General features: G+C 73.1%; 19 protein-coding genes, 1 other RNA gene and 1 pseudogene. 19 read left to right on the plus strand and 2 right to left on the minus strand.

Annotated features, from left to right (window positions below; all coding sequences use genetic code 11):
* The 3 genes and pseudogenes from KSNIM_RS23560 to prfB all read left to right on the plus strand — a co-directional run.
* Nucleotides 1-259: pseudogene (locus KSNIM_RS23560) on the plus strand (serine/threonine protein kinase); the annotation flags it as partial.
* Nucleotides 260-417: 158 nt separating this feature from the next.
* Entirely contained in the window at nt 418-1677 is a 1260-nt protein-coding gene (locus tag KSNIM_RS23565) for a serine/threonine-protein kinase (RefSeq protein WP_263105149.1), read from the plus strand.
* A gap of 35 nt (nt 1678-1712) precedes the next feature.
* On the plus strand, nt 1713-2822 hold the full coding sequence (gene prfB / locus KSNIM_RS23570; protein ID WP_263105150.1) for a peptide chain release factor 2: 1110 nt from the start codon (nt 1713-1715) through the stop codon (nt 2820-2822).
* A 175-nt stretch (nt 2823-2997) separates the two neighbouring features.
* Here prfB and KSNIM_RS23575 read toward each other — a convergent pair whose 3' ends face one another.
* Nucleotides 2998-3192 carry a hypothetical protein gene (locus KSNIM_RS23575; protein WP_263105151.1) on the minus strand — a complete coding sequence of 65 codons (195 nt, stop codon included), beginning with the start codon at nt 3190-3192 and terminating at the stop codon, nt 2998-3000.
* 337 nt (nt 3193-3529) lie between these two features.
* Here KSNIM_RS23575 and ftsE point away from each other — a divergent pair, with 337 nt between their 5' ends.
* From ftsE to KSNIM_RS23625, 10 genes are all read left to right on the plus strand, one after another.
* A complete protein-coding gene (ftsE, locus tag KSNIM_RS23580) occupies nt 3530-4219 on the plus strand; it encodes a cell division ATP-binding protein FtsE (RefSeq protein ID WP_095874650.1) in 690 nt (229 codons plus the stop codon).
* A 56-nt stretch (nt 4220-4275) separates the two neighbouring features.
* The gene (gene ftsX / locus KSNIM_RS23585) at nt 4276-5187 is read left to right on the plus strand and encodes a permease-like cell division protein FtsX (protein ID WP_263105152.1); all 912 of its coding nucleotides are present in this window, start codon (nt 4276-4278) and stop codon (nt 5185-5187) included.
* 110 nt (nt 5188-5297) lie between these two features.
* Nucleotides 5298-6413, plus strand: a complete 1116-nt coding sequence (locus tag KSNIM_RS23590) for a S41 family peptidase (protein ID WP_263105153.1) — start codon at nt 5298-5300, stop codon at nt 6411-6413.
* Nucleotides 6414-6520: 107 nt separating this feature from the next.
* Complete coding sequence (smpB, locus tag KSNIM_RS23595) at nt 6521-7003, plus strand: SsrA-binding protein SmpB (protein WP_263105154.1); 483 nt, start codon at nt 6521-6523, stop codon at nt 7001-7003.
* A 125-nt stretch (nt 7004-7128) separates the two neighbouring features.
* Nucleotides 7129-7506, plus strand: a transfer-messenger RNA (tmRNA) gene (ssrA, locus tag KSNIM_RS23600).
* Nucleotides 7507-7703: 197 nt separating this feature from the next.
* Nucleotides 7704-9071 carry a nitrate/nitrite transporter gene (locus tag KSNIM_RS23605; RefSeq protein WP_263105155.1) on the plus strand — a complete coding sequence of 456 codons (1368 nt, stop codon included), beginning with the start codon at nt 7704-7706 and terminating at the stop codon, nt 9069-9071.
* Nucleotides 9072-9284: 213 nt separating this feature from the next.
* On the plus strand, nt 9285-10469 hold the full coding sequence (locus tag KSNIM_RS23610) for a uroporphyrinogen-III synthase (RefSeq protein ID WP_263105156.1): 1185 nt from the start codon (nt 9285-9287) through the stop codon (nt 10467-10469).
* Nucleotides 10470-10850: 381 nt separating this feature from the next.
* Nucleotides 10851-13139 carry a HelD family protein gene (locus KSNIM_RS23615; RefSeq protein ID WP_263105157.1) on the plus strand — a complete coding sequence of 763 codons (2289 nt, stop codon included), beginning with the start codon at nt 10851-10853 and terminating at the stop codon, nt 13137-13139.
* 402 nt (nt 13140-13541) lie between these two features.
* Nucleotides 13542-15017, plus strand: coding sequence for an NAD-dependent malic enzyme (locus KSNIM_RS23620; protein ID WP_263105158.1), 1476 nt, complete (start codon nt 13542-13544; stop codon nt 15015-15017).
* A gap of 482 nt (nt 15018-15499) precedes the next feature.
* Nucleotides 15500-15781, plus strand: a complete 282-nt coding sequence (locus tag KSNIM_RS23625; RefSeq protein ID WP_030271959.1) for an HU family DNA-binding protein — start codon at nt 15500-15502, stop codon at nt 15779-15781.
* Between the two features lie 87 nt (nt 15782-15868).
* Here KSNIM_RS23625 and murA read toward each other — a convergent pair whose 3' ends face one another.
* Nucleotides 15869-17209 carry a UDP-N-acetylglucosamine 1-carboxyvinyltransferase gene (murA, locus tag KSNIM_RS23630; RefSeq protein WP_263105159.1) on the minus strand — a complete coding sequence of 447 codons (1341 nt, stop codon included), beginning with the start codon at nt 17207-17209 and terminating at the stop codon, nt 15869-15871.
* A 303-nt stretch (nt 17210-17512) separates the two neighbouring features.
* On the opposite strand from murA, the gene KSNIM_RS23635 reads away from it, so the two are divergent.
* From KSNIM_RS23635 to KSNIM_RS23660, 6 genes are all read left to right on the plus strand, one after another.
* Entirely contained in the window at nt 17513-18082 is a 570-nt protein-coding gene (locus tag KSNIM_RS23635; protein ID WP_263105160.1) for a YqgE/AlgH family protein, read from the plus strand.
* A gap of 72 nt (nt 18083-18154) precedes the next feature.
* Nucleotides 18155-18433: a DUF3039 domain-containing protein gene (locus KSNIM_RS23640; protein WP_030271953.1), complete on the plus strand. Its 279-nt coding sequence runs from the start codon at nt 18155-18157 to the stop codon at nt 18431-18433.
* A 60-nt stretch (nt 18434-18493) separates the two neighbouring features.
* Nucleotides 18494-20137, plus strand: a complete 1644-nt coding sequence (locus KSNIM_RS23645) for a beta-N-acetylhexosaminidase (RefSeq protein WP_263105161.1) — start codon at nt 18494-18496, stop codon at nt 20135-20137.
* 327 nt (nt 20138-20464) lie between these two features.
* A complete protein-coding gene (locus KSNIM_RS23650) occupies nt 20465-21331 on the plus strand; it encodes an FAD binding domain-containing protein (RefSeq protein WP_263108077.1) in 867 nt (288 codons plus the stop codon).
* The gene (locus KSNIM_RS39450; protein WP_411543762.1) at nt 21328-22578 is read left to right on the plus strand and encodes a 2Fe-2S iron-sulfur cluster-binding protein; all 1251 of its coding nucleotides are present in this window, start codon (nt 21328-21330) and stop codon (nt 22576-22578) included. The genes KSNIM_RS23650 and KSNIM_RS39450 overlap by 4 nt, the downstream gene beginning before the upstream one ends.
* On the plus strand, nt 22575-24845 hold the full coding sequence (locus tag KSNIM_RS23660) for a xanthine dehydrogenase family protein molybdopterin-binding subunit (protein ID WP_263105162.1): 2271 nt from the start codon (nt 22575-22577) through the stop codon (nt 24843-24845). The genes KSNIM_RS39450 and KSNIM_RS23660 overlap by 4 nt, the downstream gene beginning before the upstream one ends.
* Nucleotides 24846-24858 lie beyond the last annotated feature (13 nt).

Raw genomic sequence — 24858 nt, forward strand, 5'->3', positions numbered from 1 at the left:
CCCGCAGCGGCGCACCGAGCCGCCCGCGCCGCAGCGCCGCGAGCCCGCCCCGCGCCGGGAGCCGCGGCCGCGCAGCCGCAACCGGATGTACATCCCGGGCCTCGGCTGCCTCAAGGGCTGCCTGATGGTGCTGCTGATCCTGGCCGTCGCCGCGGTGGCGCTGTGGAACTTCACCGACCTGCCGGTGTACTGGGAGCACGTCAAGGGCTGGTTCGGCAGCGTGAGCGACTGGATCAGCGGGTTGAACGGCGGGCAGTGAGCCGACGGTCCGTCAGGGGGCGATTTTGGCGCTTTGTCGACAATTCACGAATTTTCCGTGATTCGACCGTCCCCGACGGCCCTTCGGCGCCCCCCGGAGGGCCCCCGGGCGCGTAGGTTGGTCGTCGAGCACCGACCTACCGAGCCCACGGAGCAGCATTGGCACGCAAGATCGGCAGCCGCTACACCGTCCACCAGGTGATCGGCCGGGGTTCCGCCGGCACCGTCTGGTTGGGCGAGGGCCCGGACGGGCCGGTGGCCGTCAAGTTGCTGCGCGAGGACCTGGCCTCCGACCAGGTCCTGGTCGGCCGCTTCGTCCAGGAGCGCGCCGCCCTCACCAGCCTCGACCACCCCCGGGTGGTCGGCGTGCACGACATGGTCGTGGACGGCAGCGACCTCGCCCTGGTCATGGACCTCGTCCGGGGCACCGACCTGCGCACCCGCCTGGAGCGCGAGGGCGTGCTCTCCCCGCTCGCCGCCGCCTCGGTGATCGCCGACGTCGCCGACGGCCTGGCCGCCGCGCACGCCGCCGGCATCGTGCACCGCGACGTCAAGCCCGAGAACGTGCTGCTCGACCTCGCCGCCCCGCCCGGCCCCGGCGGCGCACCCCGGGCCAAGCTCACCGACTTCGGCATCGCCCGCCTGGTCGACGCCCCCCGCCGCACCCGCGCCACCCGGATCATCGGCACCCCCGACTACCTCGCCCCCGAGATCATCGAGGGCCTGGAGCCGCGCGCCGCCGTCGACATCTACGCCCTCGCCACCGTGCTGTACGAGCTGCTGGCCGGCTTCACCCCCTTCGGCGGCGGCCACACCGGCGCCGTGCTGCGCCGCCACGTCACCGAGAGCGTCCCGCCCGTCCCCGGCATGCCGGACGGACTGTGGCGGATCATCTCCGAGTGCCTCGCCAAGGCCCCGGCGTCCCGGCTGCGCGCCGCCGAGCTCGCCTCCCGGCTGCGCGAGCAGCTGCCCGTCCTGGCGGGCCTGCCGCCGCTCGCCGTCCCCGCCCAGCGCGGCCCGGTCGAGGACGTGCCCACCCCGGGCGAGGCCGTGTACGCCGAGGTCGACGCCGGGACGGGCACCCACCGGCGCCGGCGCGGCCCCGCCGTGCCGCTCGTCCCCGCCCCCTCGCCGGACTCCACCCGGGACACCCACACCAGCCTGCGCCGGCCCTCCCCGCAGGAGCTCGCCTCCTACGCCGCCGAGTCCCGCGCCCAGCGCTCCGCCGCCCCCGCCACCAGCCACCGGCGCCGCCGGCTGGTGCGCCGCCGCCGGATGCTCGCGGTGCTGATCGCCACCGTGCTGCTGCTGGCCGGCGCCGCCGCCGCGTACAGCGCCTTCGCCGCCGAACCGCCCGCCGCGGGGGCCGCGCACGCCCTGTACCACGGGCCCTCGGCCGCCCCCGGCCCCCCGGTGTAGCCGAACGGTCTCCGCGAACCATTACGCTTGAGGGCGTGGCAGCCGTCGATCCTTCCGAAGAGCTCAAGAACCTCGAGACGACCATGGGGTCGATCGAGGCCGTCCTCGACCTGGACAAGATCCGGGCCGACATCGCGACCCTGGAGGAGGAGGCAGCCGCCCCGACCCTCTGGGACGACGTCGCCAACGCACAGAAGGTCACCAGCCGGCTCTCCTTCCTCCAGGGCGAGCTGCGCAAGTTCGAGACCCTGCGCGGCCGGGTCGACGACCTCGCCGTCCTGTTCGAGCTGGCCGAGGACGAGGACGACGCGGACACGCGCGCCGAGGCCGAGACCGAGCTGGAGTCGGTCAAGAAGGCCGTCGAGGAGCTCGAGGTCCGCACCCTCCTGTCCGGCGAGTACGACGCCCGCGAGGCCCTGGTCAACATCCGTGCCGAGGCCGGCGGCGTCGACGCCGCCGACTTCGCCGAGCAGCTGATGCGCATGTACCTGCGCTGGGCCGAGCGGCACGGCTACCCGACCGAGGTCTACGACACCTCGTACGCCGAAGAGGCCGGCATCAAGTCCGCGACCTTCACCGTCAAGGCCCCCTACGCCTACGGCACCCTCTCCGTCGAGCAGGGCACCCACCGCCTGGTGCGCATCTCGCCGTTCGACAACCAGGGCCGTCGGCAGACCTCCTTCGCCGGCGTCGAGGTCCTCCCGGTCGTCGAGCAGTCCGACCACGTCGACATCGACGAGGGCGACCTGCGCATCGACGTGTACCGCGCCTCCGGCCCCGGCGGCCAGGGCGTCAACACCACCGACTCCGCGGTGCGTATCACCCACCTGCCGACCGGCATCGTGGTCTCCTGCCAGAACGAGCGCTCGCAGATCCAGAACAAGGCCTCGGCGATGAACGTCCTCCAGGCCAAGCTGCTGGAGCGGCGCCGCCAGGAGGAGAAGGCCGCGATGGACGCGCTCAAGGACAGCGGCAGCTCCTGGGGCAACCAGATGCGCTCCTACGTCCTGCACCCGTACCAGATGGTCAAGGACCTGCGCACCGAGCACGAGGTCGGCAACCCGCAGTCCGTCCTGGACGGCGACATCGACGGCTTCATCGAGGCCGGCATCCGCTGGCGCAAGCAGCGCGAGACCGCGAGCTGATCGGGTGCGGATGCCGGGCGAGGTGAACGTCCGGCACAGCATCGAGGCCGGCATCCGCCGGCGCTTGCAGCGCGAGACCGCGAGCTGATCGCGGCGCGAGAGCGCCGGCTGATTCCAGACAGACGAAGAAGGCCCCCGGAGCTTCGGCTCCGGGGGCCTTCGGGCGTTCCTGGTCTCAGGCCAGCGCCTGCCGGGCGATCAGGGCCACCGCGAACAGTGCCGCGATCAGGGCCAGCAGGGTCGCCGGGGTCAGTGCGGCGAAGGGACCCTGCTGCTCCTGCATGCGGGCACGGTTGGCGCGGCACACCGGGCACCGGCCCTCGCTCACGCGGCCGTTGCAGTTGGCGCACACCAGATGGTCGCAGGTCATGCGATCTCCTCCTTGCTGTCACTGCAAACGCACCGGACGGGCCGATGGTTCCGTCCGTCTCTCCACTGTGCCAGGTTCGCGGGCGCTCGGCCCCCGCAGCGGGGGCGTTCCCCGGTGCGATTGTGAGATAGCGCGCACAAATCCCGCCTTCCAATTCGGGACAGACAGGAACAATCTCCGACGAATCAGCGGTCAGTACCCGACCCGGGACTGCGGGTCGGGCCGCGGTTCGCGTATGGTCCCAGACCTGGAGCGGTCGGGGAGGATGCCGCTTCGACCGCCGCTCCCGGTCCGGGGCGTGGGCGGGCCCACCTAGGATGGCCTCCGTGATGCAGCCGTGATCAGATTCGACAACGTCTCCAAGACCTATCCCAAGCAGAACCGTCCTGCCCTGGACAACGTCTCGCTGGAGATCGAGAAGGGCGAGTTCGTCTTCCTGGTCGGCTCGTCCGGCTCGGGGAAGTCGACCTTCCTCCGGCTCTGCCTGCGTGAGGAGCGCCCCAGCACCGGTGCCGTGCACGTGCTGGGCAAGGACCTCGGCAAGCTGTCCAACTGGAAGGTGCCGCACATGCGGCGCCAGCTGGGCACGATTTTCCAGGACTTCCGCCTGCTGCCGAACAAGACGGTGGCGCAGAACGTCGGCTTCGCCCTGGAGGTCATCGGCAAGCCGCGCAGCGCCATCGCCAAGGTGGTGCCCGAGGTGCTCGACCTGGTCGGCCTCGGCGGCAAGGAGGACCGGATGCCCGGCGAGCTCTCCGGTGGTGAGCAGCAGCGCGTGGCGATCGCCCGGGCCTTCGTCAACCGCCCGATGCTGCTGATCGCGGACGAGCCCACGGGAAACCTCGACCCGCAGAACTCGGTCGGCATCATGAAGCTCCTCGACCGGATCAACCGCACCGGTACCACGGTGCTGATGGCCACGCACGACCAGGCCATCGTCGACCAGATGCGCAAGCGCGTGATCGAACTCGACAAGGGGCTGCTGGTCCGCGACCAGGCCCGCGGCGTGTACGGCTACCAGAACTAGCCGCCCGTCGTCACGCCTGACCGCCCCGCCTGCACCGACCCTGGATTGAGAGAATCATGCGCATCCAGTTCGTCCTCTCGGAGATCGGCATCGGCCTCCGCCGCAACCTGACGATGACCATCGCGGTCATCGTCAGTGTCGCGCTCTCGCTCGCCCTCGCCGGTGGCAGCCTCCTGGTCCGCGACCAGGTCAACTCGATGAAGGGCTACTGGTACGACAAGGTCGAGGTCAGCATCTCGTTCTGCACCAAGTTCGACGCGGCGGCCTCGGCGCAGTGCGCCAGCGGCGCGGCCACCGACGACCAGGTGAACAGCGTCAAGGCCGCTCTCGACAAGATGACTCCGCTGGTGGAGAAGGCCACCCTGGAGACCCCCACCGAGGCCTACAAGCACTGGAAGGATTCGAACCCGGACAACCCGCTGCTCGCGGCGGTCGGTCCGGAGGCGATGCCGCAGTCGTGGCGGGTCAAGCTCAGCGACCCGACGAAGTACGACGTCATCCAGAGCGCCTTCGCCGGCAAGCCCGGCGTGAAGTCGGTCGACGACCAGCGCCGGATCCTGGAGAACCTCTTCGGCCTGCTGAACGGTCTGCAGACCGCCGCCTTCGTCATCATGGTGCTGATGCTCTTCGTGGCCCTGCTGCTGATCGTCAACACCGTCCGGGTGTCGGCCTTCAGCCGACGGCGCGAGACCGGCATCATGCGCCTGGTCGGTGCCTCGAACTTCTACGTGCAGATGCCGTTCATCGCGGAGGCCGCGGTGTCCGCCCTGCTCGGCGCCGTGATGGCCTCCGGCCTGCTGCTGCTCGGCCACTTCTTCGTCCAGCACTGGCTGGCGAAGCGGGTGCTGTTCATCCAGTTCATCGGCCTGTCCTCGGTCCTGACGGTGATTCCGCTGCTGGTCGTGGTCGGCATGGTGATGGCCGGCATCGCGGCCTTCTTCACCCTGCGCAAGTACCTCAAGGTCTGACCCGCGAGGTCCCGGGCGGCCCCGGACGGCACTGCGCCGTCCGGGGCCGCCTCCGTCGTACCGGGGCGTTCCGTCGCCCCGTCGGGGCCGCGCCGCCTAGACTCCGTCGCATGTCGGGAAGTCCGCGCCGGGTACGCCAGGGAGCCACGCTCACCCTGGTCTTCGGTGTCGTCCTGATGGCCGGTGCCGCGAGCGGCGCCTGGGGCGAGCCGCTGACGGTGCCGCTGCCGCCCTCGATGGACGCGGCCGAGCAGCTCGCCGCCGGACGGGACGTCACCGGTGCCGACCTCAGCCCGCAGCAGGCCGAGGCCCTGGTCGACGCGAGCGGCGACCGCTGGGCCGCCTACCTGAGCCCGGACCAGTACGCGGACCTCGTCCGCGGCCGCTACCTCGGCGTGGGGCTCTCGGTGGACCGCAGCAGGGACGGCTCGACCGCCGTCTCCGCCGTGCAGCCCGGCGGCCCGGCCGCCCGGGCCGGCATCGTCCCCGGGGACCGGCTGGTCGCCGTCGACGGCGCCCGGGCCGACGGCCTGCCGGTGACGGAGGTGGTCGCCCGGCTGCGCGGCAGCGCCGGCGTCCCGAAGGCCCGCACGGTGGCGGTCACCGTCTCGCGCGGCTCCGCCGCCCCACGCGAGGTGGTGCTCGGGCGGGCCTTACTGGCCGCCCAGGAGGTCGGCGTCGAGCGGCTGCCGGACGGCGTGACACGGATCGCGGTACGCGCCTTCACCAGCGGCGTGGCCGAGCAGGTCCGGATCGCGGCGCAGGGGGCCCGGGCGGTCGTGCTGGACCTGCGCGGCAGCTCCGGCGGCCTGGTCGACGAGGCCGTCGCCACCGCCTCGGTCTTCCTGGACGGCGGGCCGGTCGCCTCCTACGAGTCCCGCGGGGTGCGGCGCGAGCTCACGGCGGCCCCCGGCGGGGACACCGCCACCCCGCTGGTGGTGCTGGTGGACGCCGGGACGATGAGCGCCGCCGAACTGCTCGCCGGCGCCCTGCAGGACCGCTGCCGGGCCGTCCTGGTCGGGGCCAGGACCTTCGGCAAGGGCACCGTGCAGCAGCCCAGCCGGCTGGCGGACGGCGGCGTGCTGGAGCTCACCGTGGGCCGCTACTACACGCCCGAGGGCCGCTCGCCCGACGGCGCCGGTCTGCAGCCCGACGTCGCGGCCGGCCCCGGGGGAGCCGCGGACCTCGCCCTGCACGTCCTCGCGGGCCTGGGTGCGCGCCGCTGACCGCACCGGGCCGCCACGGCGCGGACGGCCCGCCGCCGCGGCGCGCCCGCCGCCCCCGCGCAAAAGGGCTGCCCCCGACCGCGCCGAGGTGCGAGAATGTCGGCGCTATGGCAAAGGAAAAGGGCAACAAGGTCATCGCGCAGAACAAGCGGGCGCGGCACGAGTACACCATCCTCGACACCTACGAGTGCGGCATGGTGCTGACCGGTACCGAGGTGAAGTCCCTCCGCGAGGGCCGGGCGAACATCGTCGACGGGTACGCCTACATCCAGGGGCATGAGGCCTGGGTCGACAACCTGTTCATCCCGGAGTACACGCAGGGCACCTGGACGAACCACTCGGCGAAGCGCAAGCGCAAGCTGCTGCTGCACAAGCTGGAGATCCGCAAGCTGGAGTCGAAGGTGAAGGAGACCGGCCACACACTCGTCCCGCTCTCCCTGTACTTCAAGGACGGACGGGTCAAGCTGGAGATCGCCCTGGCGGTCGGAAAGAAGCTGTACGACAAGCGGCAGACCCTGCGCGAGCAGCAGGACCGCCGTGAGTCGGACCGCGCCATCGCCGCGGCCCGCCGCAAGCAGCGCGCGGTCTGACCCCCGCCGAGGGGCCCGCGCCCCGCCGCCCGGTAATGCGCTGGACCCTCCGGGGGCCGACCGCGTACCATGGCACTCACACCGCCGGAGGGCTCGCCCACCGGAGCTGTTTGTCAAATCAACATGGGGATGATCGGTTTCGACGGTGGTAGTCGAAACAGGAGAAGCGAGCCGAGGAACGCGGCAATGATCTCGTTAACCACGTGTCGCAAAAAAATAATCGCCAACACCAAGCGCGATACCCCGCAGTTCGCTCTCGCTGCCTGATCAGCGAGCGAATAGGGTGTCAGACCGGGGAGTTCCCGACCCGGACCCTGGCATAATCTAGGGAACTCAACCGTCCGCCCCGGCTGCGGGGGCGGAGGGGAAACCAAACAGCAGCTGGGCCCGTCGGCGGCTTGTCCGCGTGACTGCCGGGGCCGAGAAAAGCACAGCGGACTGCGCTCGGAGAAGTCCTGAATCCACTCCATCGGACCCGGGTTCGATTCCCGGCATCTCCACCATCCCATGTGCACCCAGGCCGTCCTCCGCTCCGGAGGGCGGCCTTCGTGTGTCTCCGGGGCCTCACACCGGCCGCTGGCGGCGAGTGAGAGGACGGTTCCGCAGGCTTCACAGACCACAACGATCCCGAAACCATGGGCTCCTAGCGTCATCGATGACAGCACGGGCAGGGCAGGCACCGGCATGCAAGGGGAGACCGATGAGCGAAACAGCCCAGCGCAGAACAGGCGGCCGCTGGATCCAGGAATGGCGGCCCGAGGACACCGAATTCTGGGAGCGCACCGGCCGTAAAACGGCCAACCGGAACCTGATCTTCTCGGTGTTCTCCGAGCACATCGGCTTCTCCATCTGGAGCCTGTGGTCGGTCATGGTCCTCTTCATGGGCAAGGGCTACGGCATCGACCCGGCCGGCAAATTCTTCCTGGTGGCCATGCCCACCCTGGTCGGGTCCTTCGTCCGGATCCCCTACACCTTCGCGGTCGCCCGCTTCGGCGGCCGGAACTGGACGATCGTCTCCGCGCTGCTGCTCCTCGTCCCGAGCATCGCCGCGGCGTATGTGATGCACCCCGGCACCTCCTACACCACCTTCATGGTGGTCGCGGCCCTCACCGGCGTGGGCGGCGGCAACTTCGCCTCCTCCATGACCAACATCAACGCCTTCTTCCCGCTCCGGAAGAAGGGCTGGGCGCTCGGCCTCAACGCCGGCGGCGGCAACATCGGCGTGCCCGTCATCCAGCTGATCGGCCTCGGCGTGATCACCTGGGCCGGCGCCACCTCGCCCCGCCTGGCGCTCGGCATCTACATCCCGCTGATCGCCGTCGCCGCGCTCTGCTCGGCCCTGTTCATGGACAACCTGGCCCAGCTCAGCAACGACACCGGCACCTTCAAGGCCATCCTCAAGGAGAAGCACACCTGGCTGATGTCGGTGCTCTACATCGGCACCTTCGGCTCCTTCATCGGCTTCTCCTTCGCCTTCGGCCTCGTCCTGCAGAACCAGTTCGGCCGGACCCCGCTGCAGGCCGCCCAGCTCACCTTCATCGGCCCGCTTCTCGGCTCGGTGATCCGCCCGGTCGGCGGCTGGCTGGCCGACCGCTGGGGCGGCTCCCGGATCACCTTCTGGAACTTCGTCGCGATGGCCGCCGCCGCCTCGGTGGTGACCTACGCCTCCTCGATCAAGTCGCTGCCGGTCTTCCTCGTCGGCTTCATCGCGCTCTTCGTCTTCGCCGGCATCGGCAACGGCTCCACCTACAAGATGATCCCCGGCATCTTCGAGGCCAAGGGCCAGGACCGGATCGCCGCCGGTGACACCCCGGAGGGCGCGGCCGCCTGGTCCCGCCGGATGTCCGGCGCCGCGATCGGCGTGATCGGCGCGGTCGGCGCCCTCGGCGGCCTGTTCATCAACCTCGCCTTCCGCCAGTCCTTCCTCACCACCAAGAGCGGCACCCCCGCCTTCGTCTCCTTCCTCGCCGCGTACGCGGTCTGCTTCGCCCTCACCTGGGCGGTCTACCTGCGCCGCCCGAGCGCCGCCCCCGCCGACACCCCGGCCCCGGCGCTCGCCCGCGTCTGATCGCCCCCGAGGGCCGGTCCGCACCCGCGGACCGGCCCTCACCTGCGAAACAACCCTGAAATCGGACCGACCCGGCGGTGACACCCCGGGACGGGACGATGACCGTCCACCCACCCACCCGCCGTCCGCCACGGCCCCGCAGGGACCGAAGCGAGCGGCACGCCCCCGAGGCCCGCCGACAGCCCCGGGGCGCTCCACGAAGGACGTCAGCCCATGGCCGACCGCACAGCGGGCGCGACCGCCGCCCTCGTACCGTCGCAGGACACCGCCCCGCCCCTGGCCGGCTACACCATCGGCATCACCGCCGCCCGCCGCGCCGACGAGCTCGCCGCCCTCCTCCAGCGCCGCGGTGCCACCGTGCTGCGCGCGCCCGCCCTGCGGATCGTCCCGCTCGCCGACGACACCGAACTCCTCGCCGCCACCCGCGCCCTGATCGCCGACCCGCCGGACATCGCCGTCGCCACCACCGGCATCGGCTTCCGCGGCTGGATCGAGGCCGCCGAGGGCTGGGGCCTGTTCGACGACCTCGTCCACGGCCTCGGCAAGGCCACCGTGCTCGCCCGAGGCCCCAAGGCCAAGGGCGCCATCCGCGCCGCCGGACTGCGCGAGGCCTGGTCCGCCGAGTCGGAGTCCTCCGTCGAGGTGCTGGAACGGCTGCTCGACCAGGGCGTCGACGGCCGCCGGATCGCCGTCCAGCTGCACGGAGCCCCGCTGCGCGACTTCGTCGACTCGCTCGTGGCCGCCGGCGCCGAGGTCGTCGAGGTCCCCGTCTACCGCTGGCTGCCGCCGCTCGACCTCGGCCCCGTCGACCGCCTCCTCGACGCCACCTGCAACGGCTCCCTCGACGCCGTCACCTTCACCTCCGCCCCCGCCGCCCTCGGCCTGCTCGACCGCGCCGCCGAACGCGGCCAGACCGCCGAGCTGCTGCACGCCCTGCGGCGCGACGTCCTGCCGGTCTGCGTGGGCCCGGTCACCGCCGCCCCGCTGGAGGAACTCGACATCGCCACCGTCTGGCCCGAACGGATGCGGCTCGGCGCCATGGTGCAGACCCTCACCGCCCGGCTCCCCGACCGGGCCCGCCGACTCGCCGTCGCCGGACACACCCTCGAACTGCGCGGCCAGGCCGCCCTCGTCGACGGCGACCTGCGGCCGGTACCGCCGGCCGGGATGGCGCTGCTGCGGGCGCTCGCACGGCGGCCGGGGTGGGTGGTGCCGCGGAGCGAACTGCTGCGGGCGCTGCCGGGCAGCGGGGACGACGAGCACGCGGTGGAGACCGCGATGGCGCGCCTGCGCGCGGCCCTCGGCACGCCCCGCCTGATCGCCACCGTCGTCAAACGCGGCTACCGCCTCGCCGTCGACCCCGTCGCCGACCCCGGCACCAAGTACGGCGACGCATAGAACGCGGGTACCTCAGCGGCGCGCGGGGGCACCTCCGGCCGAAGCCCGGGGGAGAACTGCGCAGTCCGGGGCTAGCGAAGTCAGGGGCGCGGGGAACTGCGCAGTGTGGGGGCGGTCATCCTACGGACCACGGGCACGCCCTGGTGTGTAAGGATGCCCCGCCCCGGACCGCGCAGTTCCCCGCGCCCCTGACTCCGACTCCCCGGTCCGCAGAGTCGGCCGCATCCTGACTGCGCAGTTCTCCCCCCAGTCTTCGGCCGGGAGGTGCCCCCACGCGCCGCTGTCATGGTGCACCGGGGTGGTCCCGGCGGTCGGAGGCGGGCGGCAAGGAGTAGGATCTTCCGTCCGCCGCTCCCGCCCGCGCCGTACCCCCCGAGGCCCATGCACACCACACCAGAGACCACCGACTCCGTCCGCGACCGCGAGATCGCCGAGGAGCAGAGCCACCTCGACACCGTCTACCGGCGCCTGGAGGAGAAGCTCGCCGAGGCCGAGTACATCCTCGAGGACGCCGCCAAGCGTGTGCAGGTCGGCACCCCCGGCGCGCTCGCCGAGCGCGACGCCCAGGTCTACCGGGCCGGTGCGCACCTGCAGCGCCTGAACAGCGAGTTCGAGGACTTCCTGTTCGGCCGGATCGACCTCCAGCAGGCCGATGCGCCCGAGGAGCACGGCATCCCCTCGCAGACCCCGATGGACCCGGCAGACCCGGCCGTCGCGGAGACCCTGCACATCGGCCGCCTCGGCGTGCTCGACGCCGAGTACGGTCCGCTGGTGATCGACTGGCGGGCGCCGGCCGCGGCGCCGTTCTACCGGTCCACCCCGCTGGAGCCGGGCCGGGTGATCCGCCGCCGGGTGATCCGCTCCCGGGGCCGCAAGGTGATCGGCGTCGAAGACGACCTGCTGCGCCCCGACCTGACCCCCACGCTGGACGGCCGGGAGCTCGCCGTGGTCGGCGACGGCGCGCTGATGGCCTCGCTGGGCCGAGCCCGCAGCCACACCATGCGCGACATCGTCTCGTCGATCCAGAAGGAGCAGGACGAGGTCATCCGGGCCGCCGCGGCCGGCGCCACCCTGGTGACCGGCGGCCCCGGCACCGGCAAGACCGCCGTCGCCCTGCACCGGGCCGCCTTCCTGCTCTACCAGGACCGCCGCCGCTACGCGGGCGGCATCCTGGTGGTCAGCCCCACCCCGCTGCTGGTCTCGTACACCGAGGGCGTGCTGCCCTCGCTCGGCGAGGAGGGGCAGGTGGCGATCAGGGCGGTCGGCAGCCTGGTCGACGGCATCGAGGCGGAGCGCTACGACACCCCGGAGACGGCCCGGATCAAGGGTTCGGCCCGGATGGTCCAGCTGCTGCGCCGGGCGGCCCGGGCGGCCCTGGAGCTGGACGCGCCGACCGAGCTGCGGGTGTTCGCCCGCGGCGAGGCGCTGCGGCTGGACGCCGGTCGTCTGAAGGCGCTGCGCGCGACCGTCGTCGGCGGTGGCGGCACGCCGCTCAACCTGCTGCGTCCGCGGGCCCGCAGGCTGCTGCTGGACGCCCTGTGGCAGGACGTCACCCGGCACCTGCCGAAGCCGGCCAACCACTTCGAGCGGGAGCAGCGCCAGGACGAGCGGGAGGCCTTCGACGAGTACGTCTCGGACGAGGCGGCGTTCCTGGACTTCCTGGACGCCTGGTGGGCGCCGGTGACCCCGCGCCGGGTGCTGGCGACCCTGCGCCACCCGCGGCACACCAACCGGATCGCCCGGCGCGCGGTGACCCCGGAGGAGGCCCGGCTGCTGGCGGCCTCCTGGCGGCACCTGGACGCCCGCGGCGAGGGCGGGCTGTCGGCGCACGACGTGGCGCTGGTGGACGAGCTGCAGGTGCTGCTCGGCGAGCCGGCCCGGCCGAAGGTGCGCGAGGTGGACGCCGTCGACATGCTCTCCGGACTGGACGAGGTCACCACCTACGCGGAACGCTCCTACGCCCGGCGCGAGCGCGTCCCGGTGGAGCGGACCGAGTACGCGCACGTGATCGTGGACGAGGCGCAGGACCTCACCCCGATGCAGTGGCGGATGATCGGCCGCCGGGCCCGGATGGCGACCTGGACGATCGTCGGCGACCCGGCGCAGTCCTCCTGGCCGTTCCCGCAGGAGGCGCAGTCCGCCATGGACGAGGTGCTGTCCGGCAAGCCGCGCCGCCGCCACACGCTGACCGTGAACTACCGCAACCCGGCCGAGATCGCCGAGGTGGCGGCGAAGGTGCTGGCGCTGGCGGCGCCGGGCACGCCGTCGCCGAGCGCGGTGCGCTCGACGGGCGTGGAGCCGCGGTTCGCGGCCGTCCGGGACGCCGGGGCGGAGGCCTTCGGCCGGGCCGCCCGGGCGGAGCTGGAACGGCTGCTGGGCGAGGTGGACGGCACCGTGGCGGTCGTGGTGCCGATGGACCGCCGGGAGGAGGCGGCCGGCTGGGCGAAGGGCCTGGGCGACCGCGTGGTGGCGCTGGGCAGTCTGGAGGCCAAGGGCCTGGAGTACGACGCGACGGTGGTGGCCGATCCGACCGGCATCGCGGGGGAGTCGGAGGCGGGCCTGCGGGTGCTGTACGTGGCGCTCACCCGGGCCACCCAGCGGCTCACCGTGCTCTCCGGCCCGGACGATCTGCCGGACGCCGACGGCGTGCCCGCCCTGCTGCGCGGCTGACGCGGGGGCCGGCCGGGTACGCCCGGCCGGCCACGCGGAACGCCGGCACCGCAGCACCTGCGGCCGCGGTACGACGAAGGCCCCCACCCGGAGGTGGGGGCCTTCTCATGTCAATGACACCGACCCGCCATGCTCGCCTCGCGGCAAGTGGTCGCTCGAAGCGACGAAGGTTGGGCCCGGGGGCTTGGATCGAGCCGGTGTCCCGTCCAATGTAACGCATCGGCTCGGGACGCCAAGGCCGTGGCGGGAGATTTTCGGCGGAGCACACGACCGGCCCAGTGCGGTGGGGCCGTGCCGTTTGTGGGTTCTGCACACTCAATGAACTTAATTTCTGGCTACCGACCGGTAAGTGCGACGATCGAGATCGGATAGCCCTCAAGAGCGGACGGAAGAAGGACGTCGATGGCGACGGTGCCAAGTGTCTCCAACTCGATCACGGTGCGGCTGGAGGTCCCGGCGCGGGGCAACGCCGTCAGTGCGATCACCACGGCCGTCGAGTCCTCCGGGGGTTCGGTCACCGGTCTCGACGTCACCGCCTCCGGCCTGGAGTCGCTGCGCATCGACGTGACGGTCGCCGCCGCGTCGGTGGCCCACGGCGAGGAGATCGTCGAGAAGCTGCGGACGATCGACGGCGTCAGCATCGGCAAGGTCTCGGACCGGACCTTCCTGATGCACCTCGGCGGCAAGATCGAGATGTCCTCGAAGCTGCCGATCCGCAACCGCGACGACCTCTCGATGATCTACACCCCGGGTGTCGCCCGGGTCTGCATGGCGATCGCCGAGAACCCCGAGGACGCCCGCCGCCTCACCATCAAGCGCAACAGCGTCGCGGTGGTCACCGACGGCTCCGCGGTGCTGGGTCTGGGCAACATCGGCCCGAAGGCCGCGCTGCCCGTCATGGAGGGCAAGGCGGCCCTCTTCAAGCGCTTCGCCGGCATCGACGCCTGGCCGATCTGCCTGGACACCCAGGACGCGGACGAGATCGTCGCGATCGTGAAGGCGATCGCTCCCGGCTTCGCCGGCATCAACCTGGAGGACATCTCCGCGCCGCGCTGCTTCGAGATCGAGGCCCGGCTGCGCGAGGCCCTGGACATCCCGGTCTTCCACGACGACCAGCACGGCACCGCCATCGTCGTCCTCGCGGCGCTGACCAACGCGCTGAAGGTGGTCGGCAAGGGGATGTCCGACATCCGGGTGGTGATGTCCGGCGCCGGCGCGGCGGGCACCGCGATCCTCAAGCTGCTGCTGGCCGCGGGCGTGGAGCACGCCACGGTGGCGGACGTGCACGGCGTCGTCCACCTCGGCCGCGAGGACCTCAACGACAACCTGCGCTGGATCGCCGAGCACACCAACCGTTCCGGCCGCACGGGCAGCCTCAAGGAGGCGGTGGCCGGCGCCGACGTGTTCATCGGCGTCTCGGCACCGAACGTGCTGGACGGCGACGACCTGGCCACCATGGCCGAGGACGCGATCGTCTTCGCGCTGGCCAATCCGGACCCGGAGGTCGACCCGGCAGTGGCCCGGCAGACCGCCGCGGTGGTCGCCACCGGCCGCAGCGACTTCCCCAACCAGATCAACAACGTGCTGGTCTTCCCGGGCGTCTTCCGCGGCCTGCTGGACGCGCAGAGCCGGACGGTGGACACCCCGATGATGATCGCCGCCGCCCGGGCGCTGGCCACCACGGTCGCGGACGACCAGCTCAACGCCAACTACATCATCCCGAGCGTCTTCCACCCGGACGTCGCGAAGACCGTCGCCGCCGCGGTGCGCGAGGTCGCGATGGCCGCGCGGGAGGGCCAGGAGGCCGTTCCGGTGCGGCCGACCGCGGGCATCGTGGGCACCCTCGACACCTCCTCCTTCCCGGTTGTCGGCATCTGACCGGAGTGTCGTTCTTGACCGCTCAGGTGTGCGAACAACGCGCCGGGCGCCGGACCGGCCCCTTCCCCTTGCGACACAAGGGGAAGGGGCGTGTTTGGGCTTGTCGGTGCCAGGGCGTACGGTAGCCCTGCACGGGGGTGGCGTGTCCGACAAGTACGGAACGTCCCTCCCGGGTTTCCGGCGTGTCGTCCCGACCGCCGCCCGCTCCGGTCCTCCGGAGCCGACGGAGCGTCACACCTCCGCCGGGCGGGCTCGGTTCGGGTCAACACCGCCGGTGGCCGATTGGCTTTCTCAGTGCCGGTCGGGGCAGGATTCGTACCCGGGCGGGCGGTTTGCGGCGCTCCGGGGCCGGAGCCCGGCCCCTGACCACCCCTCGCCTGAACGAGCACCAGTGTGCGGACCAGCGGCCCATCCGGGTTCCCCCGGAGGGGGCGACCGATGGGGCCCCCGCACACCGCAAGCAACAGACCACAGGAGTACACATGAACCGCAGTGAGCTGGTGGCCGCGCTGGCCGAGCGCGCCGAGGTGACCCGCAAGGACGCCGACGCCGTGCTGGCCGCCTTCGCCGAGGTCGTCGGTGAGGTCGTCGCCAAGGGTGACGAGAAGGTCACCATCCCCGGCTTCCTGACCTTCGAGCGGACCCACCGCGCCGCGCGCACCGCCCGCAACCCGCAGACCGGCGACCCGATCCAGATCCCGGCCGGCTACAGCGCCAAGGTCAGCGCCGGTTCCAAGCTGAAGGAAGCCGCCAAGGGCGCCTGAGCCCCGGCAACAGCCCGGACAACGCGATGGCCGGCCTCCCCCTCGGGGAGGCCGGCCATCGGCGTTCGTGCGCCCGTGGGCAGCCCGTCAGACGGTCACCGGCTGCTCGGCGGGGAGCTCGACGTGGGCGCCGAGGTCCCGCAGCTTGGACATGAAGTTCTCGTAGCCGCGGTTGATCAGGTCGATGCCGTGCACGGTCGAGGTGCCCTCGGCCGCCAGCGCCGCGATCAGGTACGAGAAGCCGCCGCGCAGGTCCGGGATGACCAGCTCGGAGCCGATCAGCTTGGACGGGCCGGAGACGACCGCGGAGTGCCGGAAGTTGCGGGCGCCGAAGCGGCAGGGGGTGCCGCCGAGGCACTCGCGGTAGAGCTGGATGTGCGCGCCCATCTGGTTCAGCGCGCCGGTGAAGCCGAGCCGCGACTCGTACACCGTCTCGTGGACGATGGACAGGCCGTTGGCCTGGGTCAGCGCGACGACCAGCGGCTGCTGCCAGTCCGTCTGGAAGCCGGGGTGGACGTCGGTCTCCAGGGCGATCGCCTTGAGCTCGCCGCCGGGGTGCCAGAAGCGGATGCCCTCGTCGTCGACCTCGAAGGCGCCGCCGACCTTCCGGAAGGTGTTCAGGAAGGTCATCATCTCGATCTGGCGGGCCCCGCGGACGTAGATGTCGCCCTTGGTGGCCAGCGCGGCGCACGCCCAGGACGCCGCCTCCAGGCGGTCCGGCAGCGCCTTGTGGTTGTAGCCGCCCAGCTCGTCCACACCGGTGATCAGGATGGTGCGGTCGGTGCCCATCGAGATGATCGCGCCCATCTTCTGCAGCACGCAGATGAGGTCGACGATCTCCGGCTCGACGGCCGCGTTGCGCAGCTCGGTGACGCCCTCGGCGAGCACCGCGGTCAGCAGCACCTGCTCGGTCGCGCCGACCGAGGGGTAGGGCAGCTCGATCTTGGTGCCGTGCAGGCGCTGCGGGGCGACCAGGTAGGTGCCCTGCGGGTGCTTCTCGATGGTGGCGCCGAACTGGCGCAGCACCTCGAAGTGGAAGTCGACCGGCCGGCCGCCGATGTCGCAGCCGCCCAGGCCCGGGATGAACGCATGGCCGAGCCGGTGCAGCAGCGGGCCGCAGAACAGGATCGGGATGCGCGAGGAGCCGGCGTGCGCGTCGATGTCGGCGACGTTGGCGCTCTCGACGTGCGAGGGGTCGAGGATCAGCTCGCCGTCCTCGTCGCCGGTGCGGACGGTCACGCCGTGCAGCTGCAGCAGACCCCGGACGACCTTGACGTCGCGGATGTCCGGCACGTTGCGCAGCCGGCTGGGGCCCTGGCCGAGCAGTGCGGCGACCATGGCCTTAGGCACCAGGTTCTTGGCACCGCGGATCTGGATCTCGCCTTCGAGCGGGTTACCGCCGTGGACCAGCAGGAGGTCGTCGGTCATCGTTCTCGCAATCCGGGGTGCGCAGGGGGTTTTTTCGGCTGCGGGGCAGGGGGAAACGCGAGTGGAAGGTCCTTCCACCGTCGGCGAAAGCCCTTCCACCATCCATAGATGGTAGAGGGTGGGCGATTGGTTCCCGTGTGCCCCTTTGGTGATCATGCTCCGGAGGGGCTGCGGCGGCTCTTCGGCGCCCCGTGCGCAGGGCCGTCCGGGTGGTGCGGACGCGACCCGCGGGCCTGCGGGGACGGGGCGAGGAGGTTTCGTGTTGGGCGCCCCTCCCGGCCCGTCCTGCGGGATCATGTGGACATGACCGCGGCCCTCTCCCACACCGGCCGACTGCTCGTCGCGACGCCCGTGCTCACCGACCCGAACTTCGCGCGAGCGGTGGTGCTGCTGCTCGACCACGACGACCAGGGCGCGCTCGGGGTGGTGCTGAACCGGCCCACCCCGGTGGAGGTCTCCACCGTCCTGGACGGCTGGGCCGACCTGACCGGCCAGCCCGCCGTCGTCTTCCAGGGCGGCCCGGTGGCCCTGGACTCGGCGCTCGCCATCGCGGTGGTGCCCGGCGAGCCCGGCCACGGGGAGCCGATCGGCTGGCGGCGGGTGCACGGCGCGATCGGCCTGGTCGACCTGGAGGCGCCGCCCGAGGTGCTGGCCGGCGAGCTCGGTGCGATGCGGGTGTTCGCCGGCTACTCCGGCTGGTCGCCCGGGCAACTGGAGGCGGAGATCGCCGAGGGCGCCTGGTACCTCGTCGACTGCGAGCCGGGTGACGTCTCCAGCCCCGAGCCCGAGCGGCTCTGGCGGTCGGTGCTGCGCCGCCAGCGCGGCCCGCTGGCGATGCTCGCCACCTACCCGGACGATCCGACCATGAACTGAGCCCGGCGGCCGCCCCCGGCGTCCGGTGCGCTACTGGCCCGCTTCGGAGCGGCGCCCATAGACTTGGCACCCATGAGCACTCTTGAGCCCGAGCGCGGACTCGGCACCGGCACCCTGGTCGAGCCCGTTCCCCAGGTGTCCCACGGGGACGGCGACCACGAGCGCTTCGCGCACTACGTCCAGAAGGACAAGATCATGGAGAGCGCCCTTTCCGGGTCCCCCGTGGTGGCGCTCTGCGGCAAGGTGTGGGTCCCGGGCCGCGACCCGAAGAAGTACCCGGTCTGCCCGATGTGCAAGGAGATCTTCGAGGGTCTCGGCCAGGGCGGCGACGGCGGCGGCGACGACAAGTAGTACGGGGCCGGTCCGGCAGTGGTCTGTACCACTGCCGGGCGGCGGGGCAGGATGGCCCGTATGGACCTCATCCCCGCCCCACGGCACCTGAAGGCCGACGACGGGGCGCCCGGCCCCTGGAGCTTCCGGCTGCACCCCGGGACCAGGATCGCCGCCGACGACCCGGCGGCGCAGTCCGTCGCCCGGTGGCTGCGCGCCGAGCTCTCCGCCGCGACCGGCTTCGCCCTCGACGCCTGCACCCCGGAGCAGGGCCGCCTGCTGCGGCAGACGATCACCCTGCGGACCGACCCTGAGCTGCTCGCGTCGGGCGGCCCCGAGGCGTACGCGCTGTCGGTGCACGAGTACGGCGCCGCCCTGCGCGGCGGCGCCGGCCCCGGCCTGTTCCATGCCGCGCAGACGCTGCGCCAGCTGTTCGACCCACGGATCTACCGCCGTGCCCCGCTGCCCGGCGCCGACTGGGTGCTGCCCTCGGTGCAGATCGAGGACGCCCCCCGGTTCGGCTGGCGCGGCGTGCTGCTGGACGTCGCCCGGCACTTCCTGCCCAAGGCCGACGTCCTGCGCTTCCTCGACCTGATGGCGGCGCACAAGCTGAACGTCCTGCACCTGCACCTCACCGACGACCAGGGCTGGCGGATCGAGATCCGGCGGCACCCGCGGCTCACCGGGGTCGGCGGCTGGCGGGAGCGGTCCATGGTCGGCTACCGCTCCGCCGGCCGTCGCGACGACCGCCCGCACGGCGGTCACTACACCCAGGACGACCTGCGCGAGATCGTCGCGTACGCCGCCGAGCGGCACATCACCGTGGTGCCGGAGATCGACCTGCCCGGCCACTCCCAGGCCGCGATCGCCGCGTACCCCGAGCTCGGCAACACCGACGCGGTGGACACCTCGGCGCTCGGCGTCTGGACGGACTGGGGGATCAACCCCAACGTGCTGAACGTCTCCGACGCCACCCTGCGGTTCTTCGAGGAGGTGCTGGAGGAGGTCCTGGAGGTCTTCCCGTCCGAGTTCGTCCACCTCGGCGGCGACGAGTGCCCCAAGGACCAGTGGCGGGCCAGCCCCGCCGCGCAGGCCCGGATCGCCGAGCTCGGGGTGGACGGCGAGGACGGGCTGCAGAGCTGGTTCATCCGCCACTTCGACCGCTGGCTCGCCGACCGCGGCCGCCGCCTGATCGGCTGGGACGAGATCCTGGAGGGCGGTCTCGCGCCCGGCGCCGCCGTCTCCTCCTGGCGCGGCTACGAGGGCGGCATCGCGGCCGCCCGGGCCGGCCACGACGTGGTGATGTGCCCCGAGCAGCACGTCTACCTGGACCACCGGCAGGCCCCGGGCGAGGACGAGCCGATCCCGGTCGGCTACGTCCGCACCCTGGAGGACGTCTACCGCTTCGAGCCCGTCCCGCCGGAGCTGGACGGCGCCGCGGCCGCCCGGGTGATCGGCACCCAGGCCAACCTGTGGACCGAGTTCATGACGAGCGCCCGGGACGTCGACTACCGGGCCTTCCCGCGGCTCGCCGCGTTCGCCGAGGTCGCCTGGTCCGACCTGCCGCGCGACCCGGCCGAGCGGGACTGGGCCGACTTCGAGCGCCGGATGGCCGCCCACTACCCGCGCCTGGACGCCCTCGGGGTCGAGTACCGGCCGCCCGGCGGGCCGCAGCCCTGGCAGCGCCGCCCCGGGGTCGCCGGACGGCCCGCCGAGGGCCCCTGACGCCGCCGCGCCCCCGCGCGCGTCAATCGTGTGCGCGGGGGTGTCCGCACCCGGGAGACCCCGCCCGACCTGCTGCCGCGTCAGGTCAATATCCGATGAACATCCGGGCGAAGGCCTTCCGGTTCGCTGCGTTTTGTGGCCTGATTCGTCCGGTATTGCCCTTACCGCTCGGTCACCCGGCAAGTGATCACCCGGGATTGTGTGCCAGAGTTGCCCAACCCGGCCCGATCGCCCGTACCCTACGGGCCAGGCCGCACTGCCGGTGGGGAGGGCAGGGCAGTTGATGAGCAAGTGGAGCACGGTGGAATCCTGGTGAACCGGACGATCATGCTGCCGGCCTCGGTCGACGAGGCCGTCGACGCGCTGGCCGCGACCCCGGGAGCCGTCCCGGTGGCCGGCGCGACCGACCTCATGGAGGCGGTCAACGCGGGCCGGCTGCGCCCCGCCGCACTGATCGGCCTCGGCCGGATCACCGAGCTGCGCGGCTGGCGCTACGAGGACGGCGGCACCGCCGTGCTCGGCGCCGGACTCACCCACGCCCGGATGGACCGCCCCGACTTCGCCGCCCTCATCCCCGCCCTCGCCGACGCCGCCCGCACCGCCGGCCCCCCGCAGGTCCGCAACGTCGGCACCCTCGGCGGCAACATCGCCACCGCCGCGGCCGCCGGCGACACCCTGCCCGTGCTCGCCGCGCTGGAGGCCACCGCCACCCTCGCCCGCTCCGGCGCCACCCGCGACGTCCCCGTCACCCACCTGCTCACCGGCCTGGACCCGCTGCGCCCCGGCGAGCTCCTCACCTGGGTCCGCGTCCCGCTGCTGCACGCCCCCCAGGTCTTCCTCAAGGCCGGCGGTCGCAGCGGCCCCGCCCGCGCCGCAGCCTCCGTCGCCCTCGTCCTCGACCCCGCCCGGCGCGCCGTGCGCTGCGCCGTCGGCGCCGTCGCCCCCGTGCCGCTGCGCCCGCACGAGGCCGAGGCCTGGGTCGCCGGCTGCATCGACTGGGACGTCCGCGGCGAGGACGGCGCCCAGCCCATCGACCCCGCCGCACTCGCCGCCTTCGGCGAGTACGTCGCCGCCGCCTGCATCCCCGACGCCGCCCTGGAGGGCGCCGGCGAGGGGGTGGCGGCCACCCTCGTCCGCCAGCGGCGTACCGTGGCGGTGCTGGCCCGCCGGGCACTGGGAAGGGCGCTGAAGTGACGGACGAACTCAACGGCCTCGGCGACGTGCGCCCCTGCGCCTCGTACACGCTGCGGGTCAACGGCTTCGAACGGCCGGTCAACGACGCCTGGATCGGCGAGAGCCTGCTCTACGTGCTCCGCGAGCGGCTCGGCCTGGCCGGCGCCAAGGACGGCTGCGAGCAGGGCGAGTGCGGAGCCTGCACCGTCCAGGTCGACGGCCAGCTGGTCGCCGGCTGCCTGGTGCCCGCGGCGCTCGCCGCCGACAGCGAGATCGCCACCGTCGAGGGCCTCTCCGGCGCGGGCACCGCCAGCGACGTCCAGCAGGCACTCGCCGAGTCCGGCGCCGTCCAGTGCGGCTACTGCACCCCCGGCCTCGCCATGGCCGTCCACGACCTGCTGCAGCGCAACCACCGCCCCACCGACGTCGAGGCCCGCCAGGCCCTGTGCGGCAACCTCTGCCGCTGCACCGGCTACCGCGGCGTGCTCGCCGCCGTGCAGACCGTCGCCCAGGCCCGTGAGGCCGAGCTGGAGGCCGACCTCGCCGCCGCCGAGGCCGCCGCCGAACAGGCCGGCCCCGCCGCCGCGACCGCCCCCGCCGACGGGGACACCGCCGGCACGCCCGCCCCCGCGGCCGGCCAGCAGTCCGCCGCCGACCTCCCGCTCGCCGGCGAACTCCCGCTCTACGCCGACTCCGAGCTCTGGGTCGAGGCCGACCAGTACGCCGCCGCCCACCGGCCCCCGGCCGCGGAGCAGCCCCCCGCCCAGGCCCCGGACGGGGGCTACGACACCGGCTACTACCAGCCGCCGCAGCCCGCCGAGGGCTACCTCGGCTACGTCCCGGCGCCCGCCCAGGCCCCCGGCTACGAGGCCGCCCCGTACGACACCGGGCTCTACGAGGCCACCCCCGCCCACGGCATCGCCCACGACGGACCGGCCCACGACAGCACGCCCGCACACGGCACCCCGTACATCCCGACGCCCGCGCACGGCACCTCCTACGAGACCGCCCCCTACGGCGCCACCCCGCCGCACGGCACCCCGCTGCCGGAGCAGGCCCACTACGACGGCGCCCCCGTCTACGAGGGCGGCTACGACACCGGCCAGGTCTACGTCGGCCCGGTCGGCTACGACAGCCCGGTCTACGAACCCGCCGCCGGCTACGACACCGCCGCCGGCCACGGCCACCCGGGCCACGCCGGCCCGGCCGGCTACGACGGCACCACCCCCGCCCACGGCATCAGGCTCCCCGAGGACGAGAACGCATGACCGCGCCCACCGAGCAGGACACCCCGGCGCCGGAACCGTTCGGCCTCGGCAGCTCCCCGCTGCGCACCGACGCCCTCCCCAAGGCGCTCGGCATCTACCCCTACGCCTCCGACCTGTGGGCCGAGGGACTGCTCTGGGGCGCCGTGCTGCGCTCGCCGCACGCCCACGCCCGGATCGTCTCCGTCGACACCTCCGCCGCGCTCGCCCTGCCCGGCGTGCACGCCGTCGTCACCGCCACCGACCTGGCCTCCTGCCCGGCCCCCGGCGACCGCCCGGTCCTCGCCTCCGAGGTCGTCCGGCACCACGGCGAGCCGATCGCCGCCGTCGCCGCCGAGACCCCGGACACCGCCCGGCTGGCCGCCTCCCTCGTCGCCGTCGAGTACGAGCCGCTGGAGGCCGTCACCGACCCCGAGGCCGCCTTCAACGCCCCGCCGCTGCACCCCGACGGCAACCTCTTCCGGCACCTCCCGCTGCGCACCGGCGACCCGGAGGCCGTCGGCGAGTTCGTCGTCGAGGGCCTCTACCAGGTCGGCCGGCAGGACCCGGCCCCGATCGGCGCCGAGGCCGGCCTCGCCGTGCCCCGCCCCGACGGCGGCGTCGAGCTCCACCTCTCCACCACCGACCCGCACGGCGACCGCGACCGCACCGCCGCCTGCCTCGGCCTCGACCCCGACCGGGTGCGCACCGTCGTCACCGGCGTCCCCGGCGCCGCCACCGACCGCGAGGCGCTCTCCTTCCAGGTGCTGCTCGCCCTGCTGGCCCTGCGCACCGGCCGGCCGGTGAAGATGACCCTCACCCGCGAGGAGTCCTTCCACACCCACACCTCCCGGCACCCCGCGCTGCTGCGCTACCGCCACCACGCCGACGCCGAGGGCAAGCTGGTCAAGGTCGAGGCGCAGATCCTGCTCGACGGCGGCGCCTACGCCGACGTCTCCGCCGAGACGCTCGCGGCCGCCACCGCCTTCTCCGTCGGCCCGTACACCTGCCCCAACGTCTTCGTCGACGCCTGGGCGGTGCGCACCAACAACCCGCCGGCCGGCCGGATGCGGGGCGAGGGCGCCCTGCAGACCTGCTTCGCCTACGAGTCCCAGCTCGACCAGCTGGCCAAGCAGATCGGCATCGACCCGCTGGAGATCCGCCGCCGCAACGCCATGGCCACCGGCGACCCGCTGCCCACCGGCCAGGCCGTCACCTGCCCGGCCCCGGTCGAGGCGCTGCTCGACGCGGTCACCGAACTCCCGCTGCCCGCCCTCCCGGTCGACGACCCGGAGGCCGACTGGCTGCTCCCCGGCGGGCCCGGCGGCGCCGGAGACCCGGCGGCCGTCCGCCGCGGCATCGGCTACGCCGTCGGCATGGTGCACATGCTCGGTGCCGAGGGCGAGGACGAGGTCTCCACCGCGACGGTGCGGGTCAGCGGCGACCACGCCACCGTCATCTGCGCCGCCGTCGACGCCGGCCAGGGCTTCGCCACCCTCGCCCGGCAGATCGTGCAGAGCGTCCTCGGCGTCTCCGAGGTGTACGTCGCCCCCGTCGACAGCGACCAGGCCGCCGCCGGCCCCTCCGCCCGCGGCCGGCACACCTGGGTGTCCGGCGGGGCCGTCGAGAAGGCCGCGCTGATGGTCCGCCACCAGCTGCTGCAGCCGATCGCGGCCAACTTCGGCATGTCCGTCGAGCTGCTCTCGATCGCCGACGGCAAGATCACCTCCTACGACGGCGTGCTCGGCATGCCGGTCGCCGAGGCGCTGGAGGGCAAGGAGCTCTGGGCCACCGCCCAGTGCCGCCCGCACCCCACCGAGCCGCTCGACGAGAACGGGCAGGGCGACGCCTTCGTCTCCATCGCCTTCTGCGCGATGCGGGCCGTCGTCGACGTGGACATCGAACTCGGCGCCGTCCGGGTGGTGGACGTCACCGTCGCGCAGGACGTCGGCCGCGCCCTGAACCCCCGCCAGATCGAGGACCGCATCGAGGGCGCCGTCGCCCAGGGCGTCGGCCTCGCCCTGATGGAGAACCTGCGCACCGAGGGCGGCCGGCCCGTCAACGCCTCGCTCTCCGGCTACCGGCTGCCGACCGCGCTCGACACGCCCGACATCCGGATCGCCGCGCTGGTCGAGGAGCGCGACGTGGTCGCCACCTTCGGCGCCAAGGCGGTCAGCGCGGTGCCCGCGGTGGTCGCGCCCGCGGCGGTGGCCGCCGCCGTCCGCGCCGCCACCGGCATGCCGGTCGGCCGCCTGCCGATCCTCCCCGAGGACGCCATCGCCGCCGTCTGACCGGCCGTCCGCG

The sequence above is a fragment of the Kitasatospora sp. DSM 101779 genome (assembly GCF_025655475.1).
Lineage (GTDB): Bacteria > Actinomycetota > Actinomycetes > Streptomycetales > Streptomycetaceae > Kitasatospora.

What these genes read in the sequence shown, in the direction of transcription:
- KSNIM_RS23660 (WP_263105162.1), top strand. Translation starts at nt 22,575, where the DNA reads ATGACCGCGCCCACCGAGCAGGACACCCCGGCGCCGGAACCGTTCGGC.
- KSNIM_RS23625 (WP_030271959.1), top strand. Translation starts at nt 15,500, where the DNA reads ATGAACCGCAGTGAGCTGGTGGCCGCGCTGGCCGAGCGCGCCGAGGTG.
- ftsX (WP_263105152.1), top strand. Translation starts at nt 4,276, where the DNA reads ATGCGCATCCAGTTCGTCCTCTCGGAGATCGGCATCGGCCTCCGCCGC.
- KSNIM_RS23645 (WP_263105161.1), top strand. Translation starts at nt 18,494, where the DNA reads ATGGACCTCATCCCCGCCCCACGGCACCTGAAGGCCGACGACGGGGCG.
- KSNIM_RS23590 (WP_263105153.1), top strand. Translation starts at nt 5,298, where the DNA reads ATGTCGGGAAGTCCGCGCCGGGTACGCCAGGGAGCCACGCTCACCCTG.
- KSNIM_RS23605 (WP_263105155.1), top strand. Translation starts at nt 7,704, where the DNA reads ATGAGCGAAACAGCCCAGCGCAGAACAGGCGGCCGCTGGATCCAGGAA.
- KSNIM_RS23615 (WP_263105157.1), top strand. Translation starts at nt 10,851, where the DNA reads ATGCACACCACACCAGAGACCACCGACTCCGTCCGCGACCGCGAGATC.
- KSNIM_RS23650 (WP_263108077.1), top strand. Translation starts at nt 20,465, where the DNA reads ATGCTGCCGGCCTCGGTCGACGAGGCCGTCGACGCGCTGGCCGCGACC.
- KSNIM_RS23620 (WP_263105158.1), top strand. Translation starts at nt 13,542, where the DNA reads ATGGCGACGGTGCCAAGTGTCTCCAACTCGATCACGGTGCGGCTGGAG.
- KSNIM_RS23575 (WP_263105151.1), bottom strand. Translation starts at nt 3,192, where the DNA reads ATGACCTGCGACCATCTGGTGTGCGCCAACTGCAACGGCCGCGTGAGC.
- KSNIM_RS23610 (WP_263105156.1), top strand. Translation starts at nt 9,285, where the DNA reads ATGGCCGACCGCACAGCGGGCGCGACCGCCGCCCTCGTACCGTCGCAG.
- smpB (WP_263105154.1), top strand. Translation starts at nt 6,521, where the DNA reads ATGGCAAAGGAAAAGGGCAACAAGGTCATCGCGCAGAACAAGCGGGCG.
- KSNIM_RS23640 (WP_030271953.1), top strand. Translation starts at nt 18,155, where the DNA reads ATGAGCACTCTTGAGCCCGAGCGCGGACTCGGCACCGGCACCCTGGTC.
- murA (WP_263105159.1), bottom strand. Translation starts at nt 17,209, where the DNA reads ATGACCGACGACCTCCTGCTGGTCCACGGCGGTAACCCGCTCGAAGGC.
- KSNIM_RS23635 (WP_263105160.1), top strand. Translation starts at nt 17,513, where the DNA reads ATGACCGCGGCCCTCTCCCACACCGGCCGACTGCTCGTCGCGACGCCC.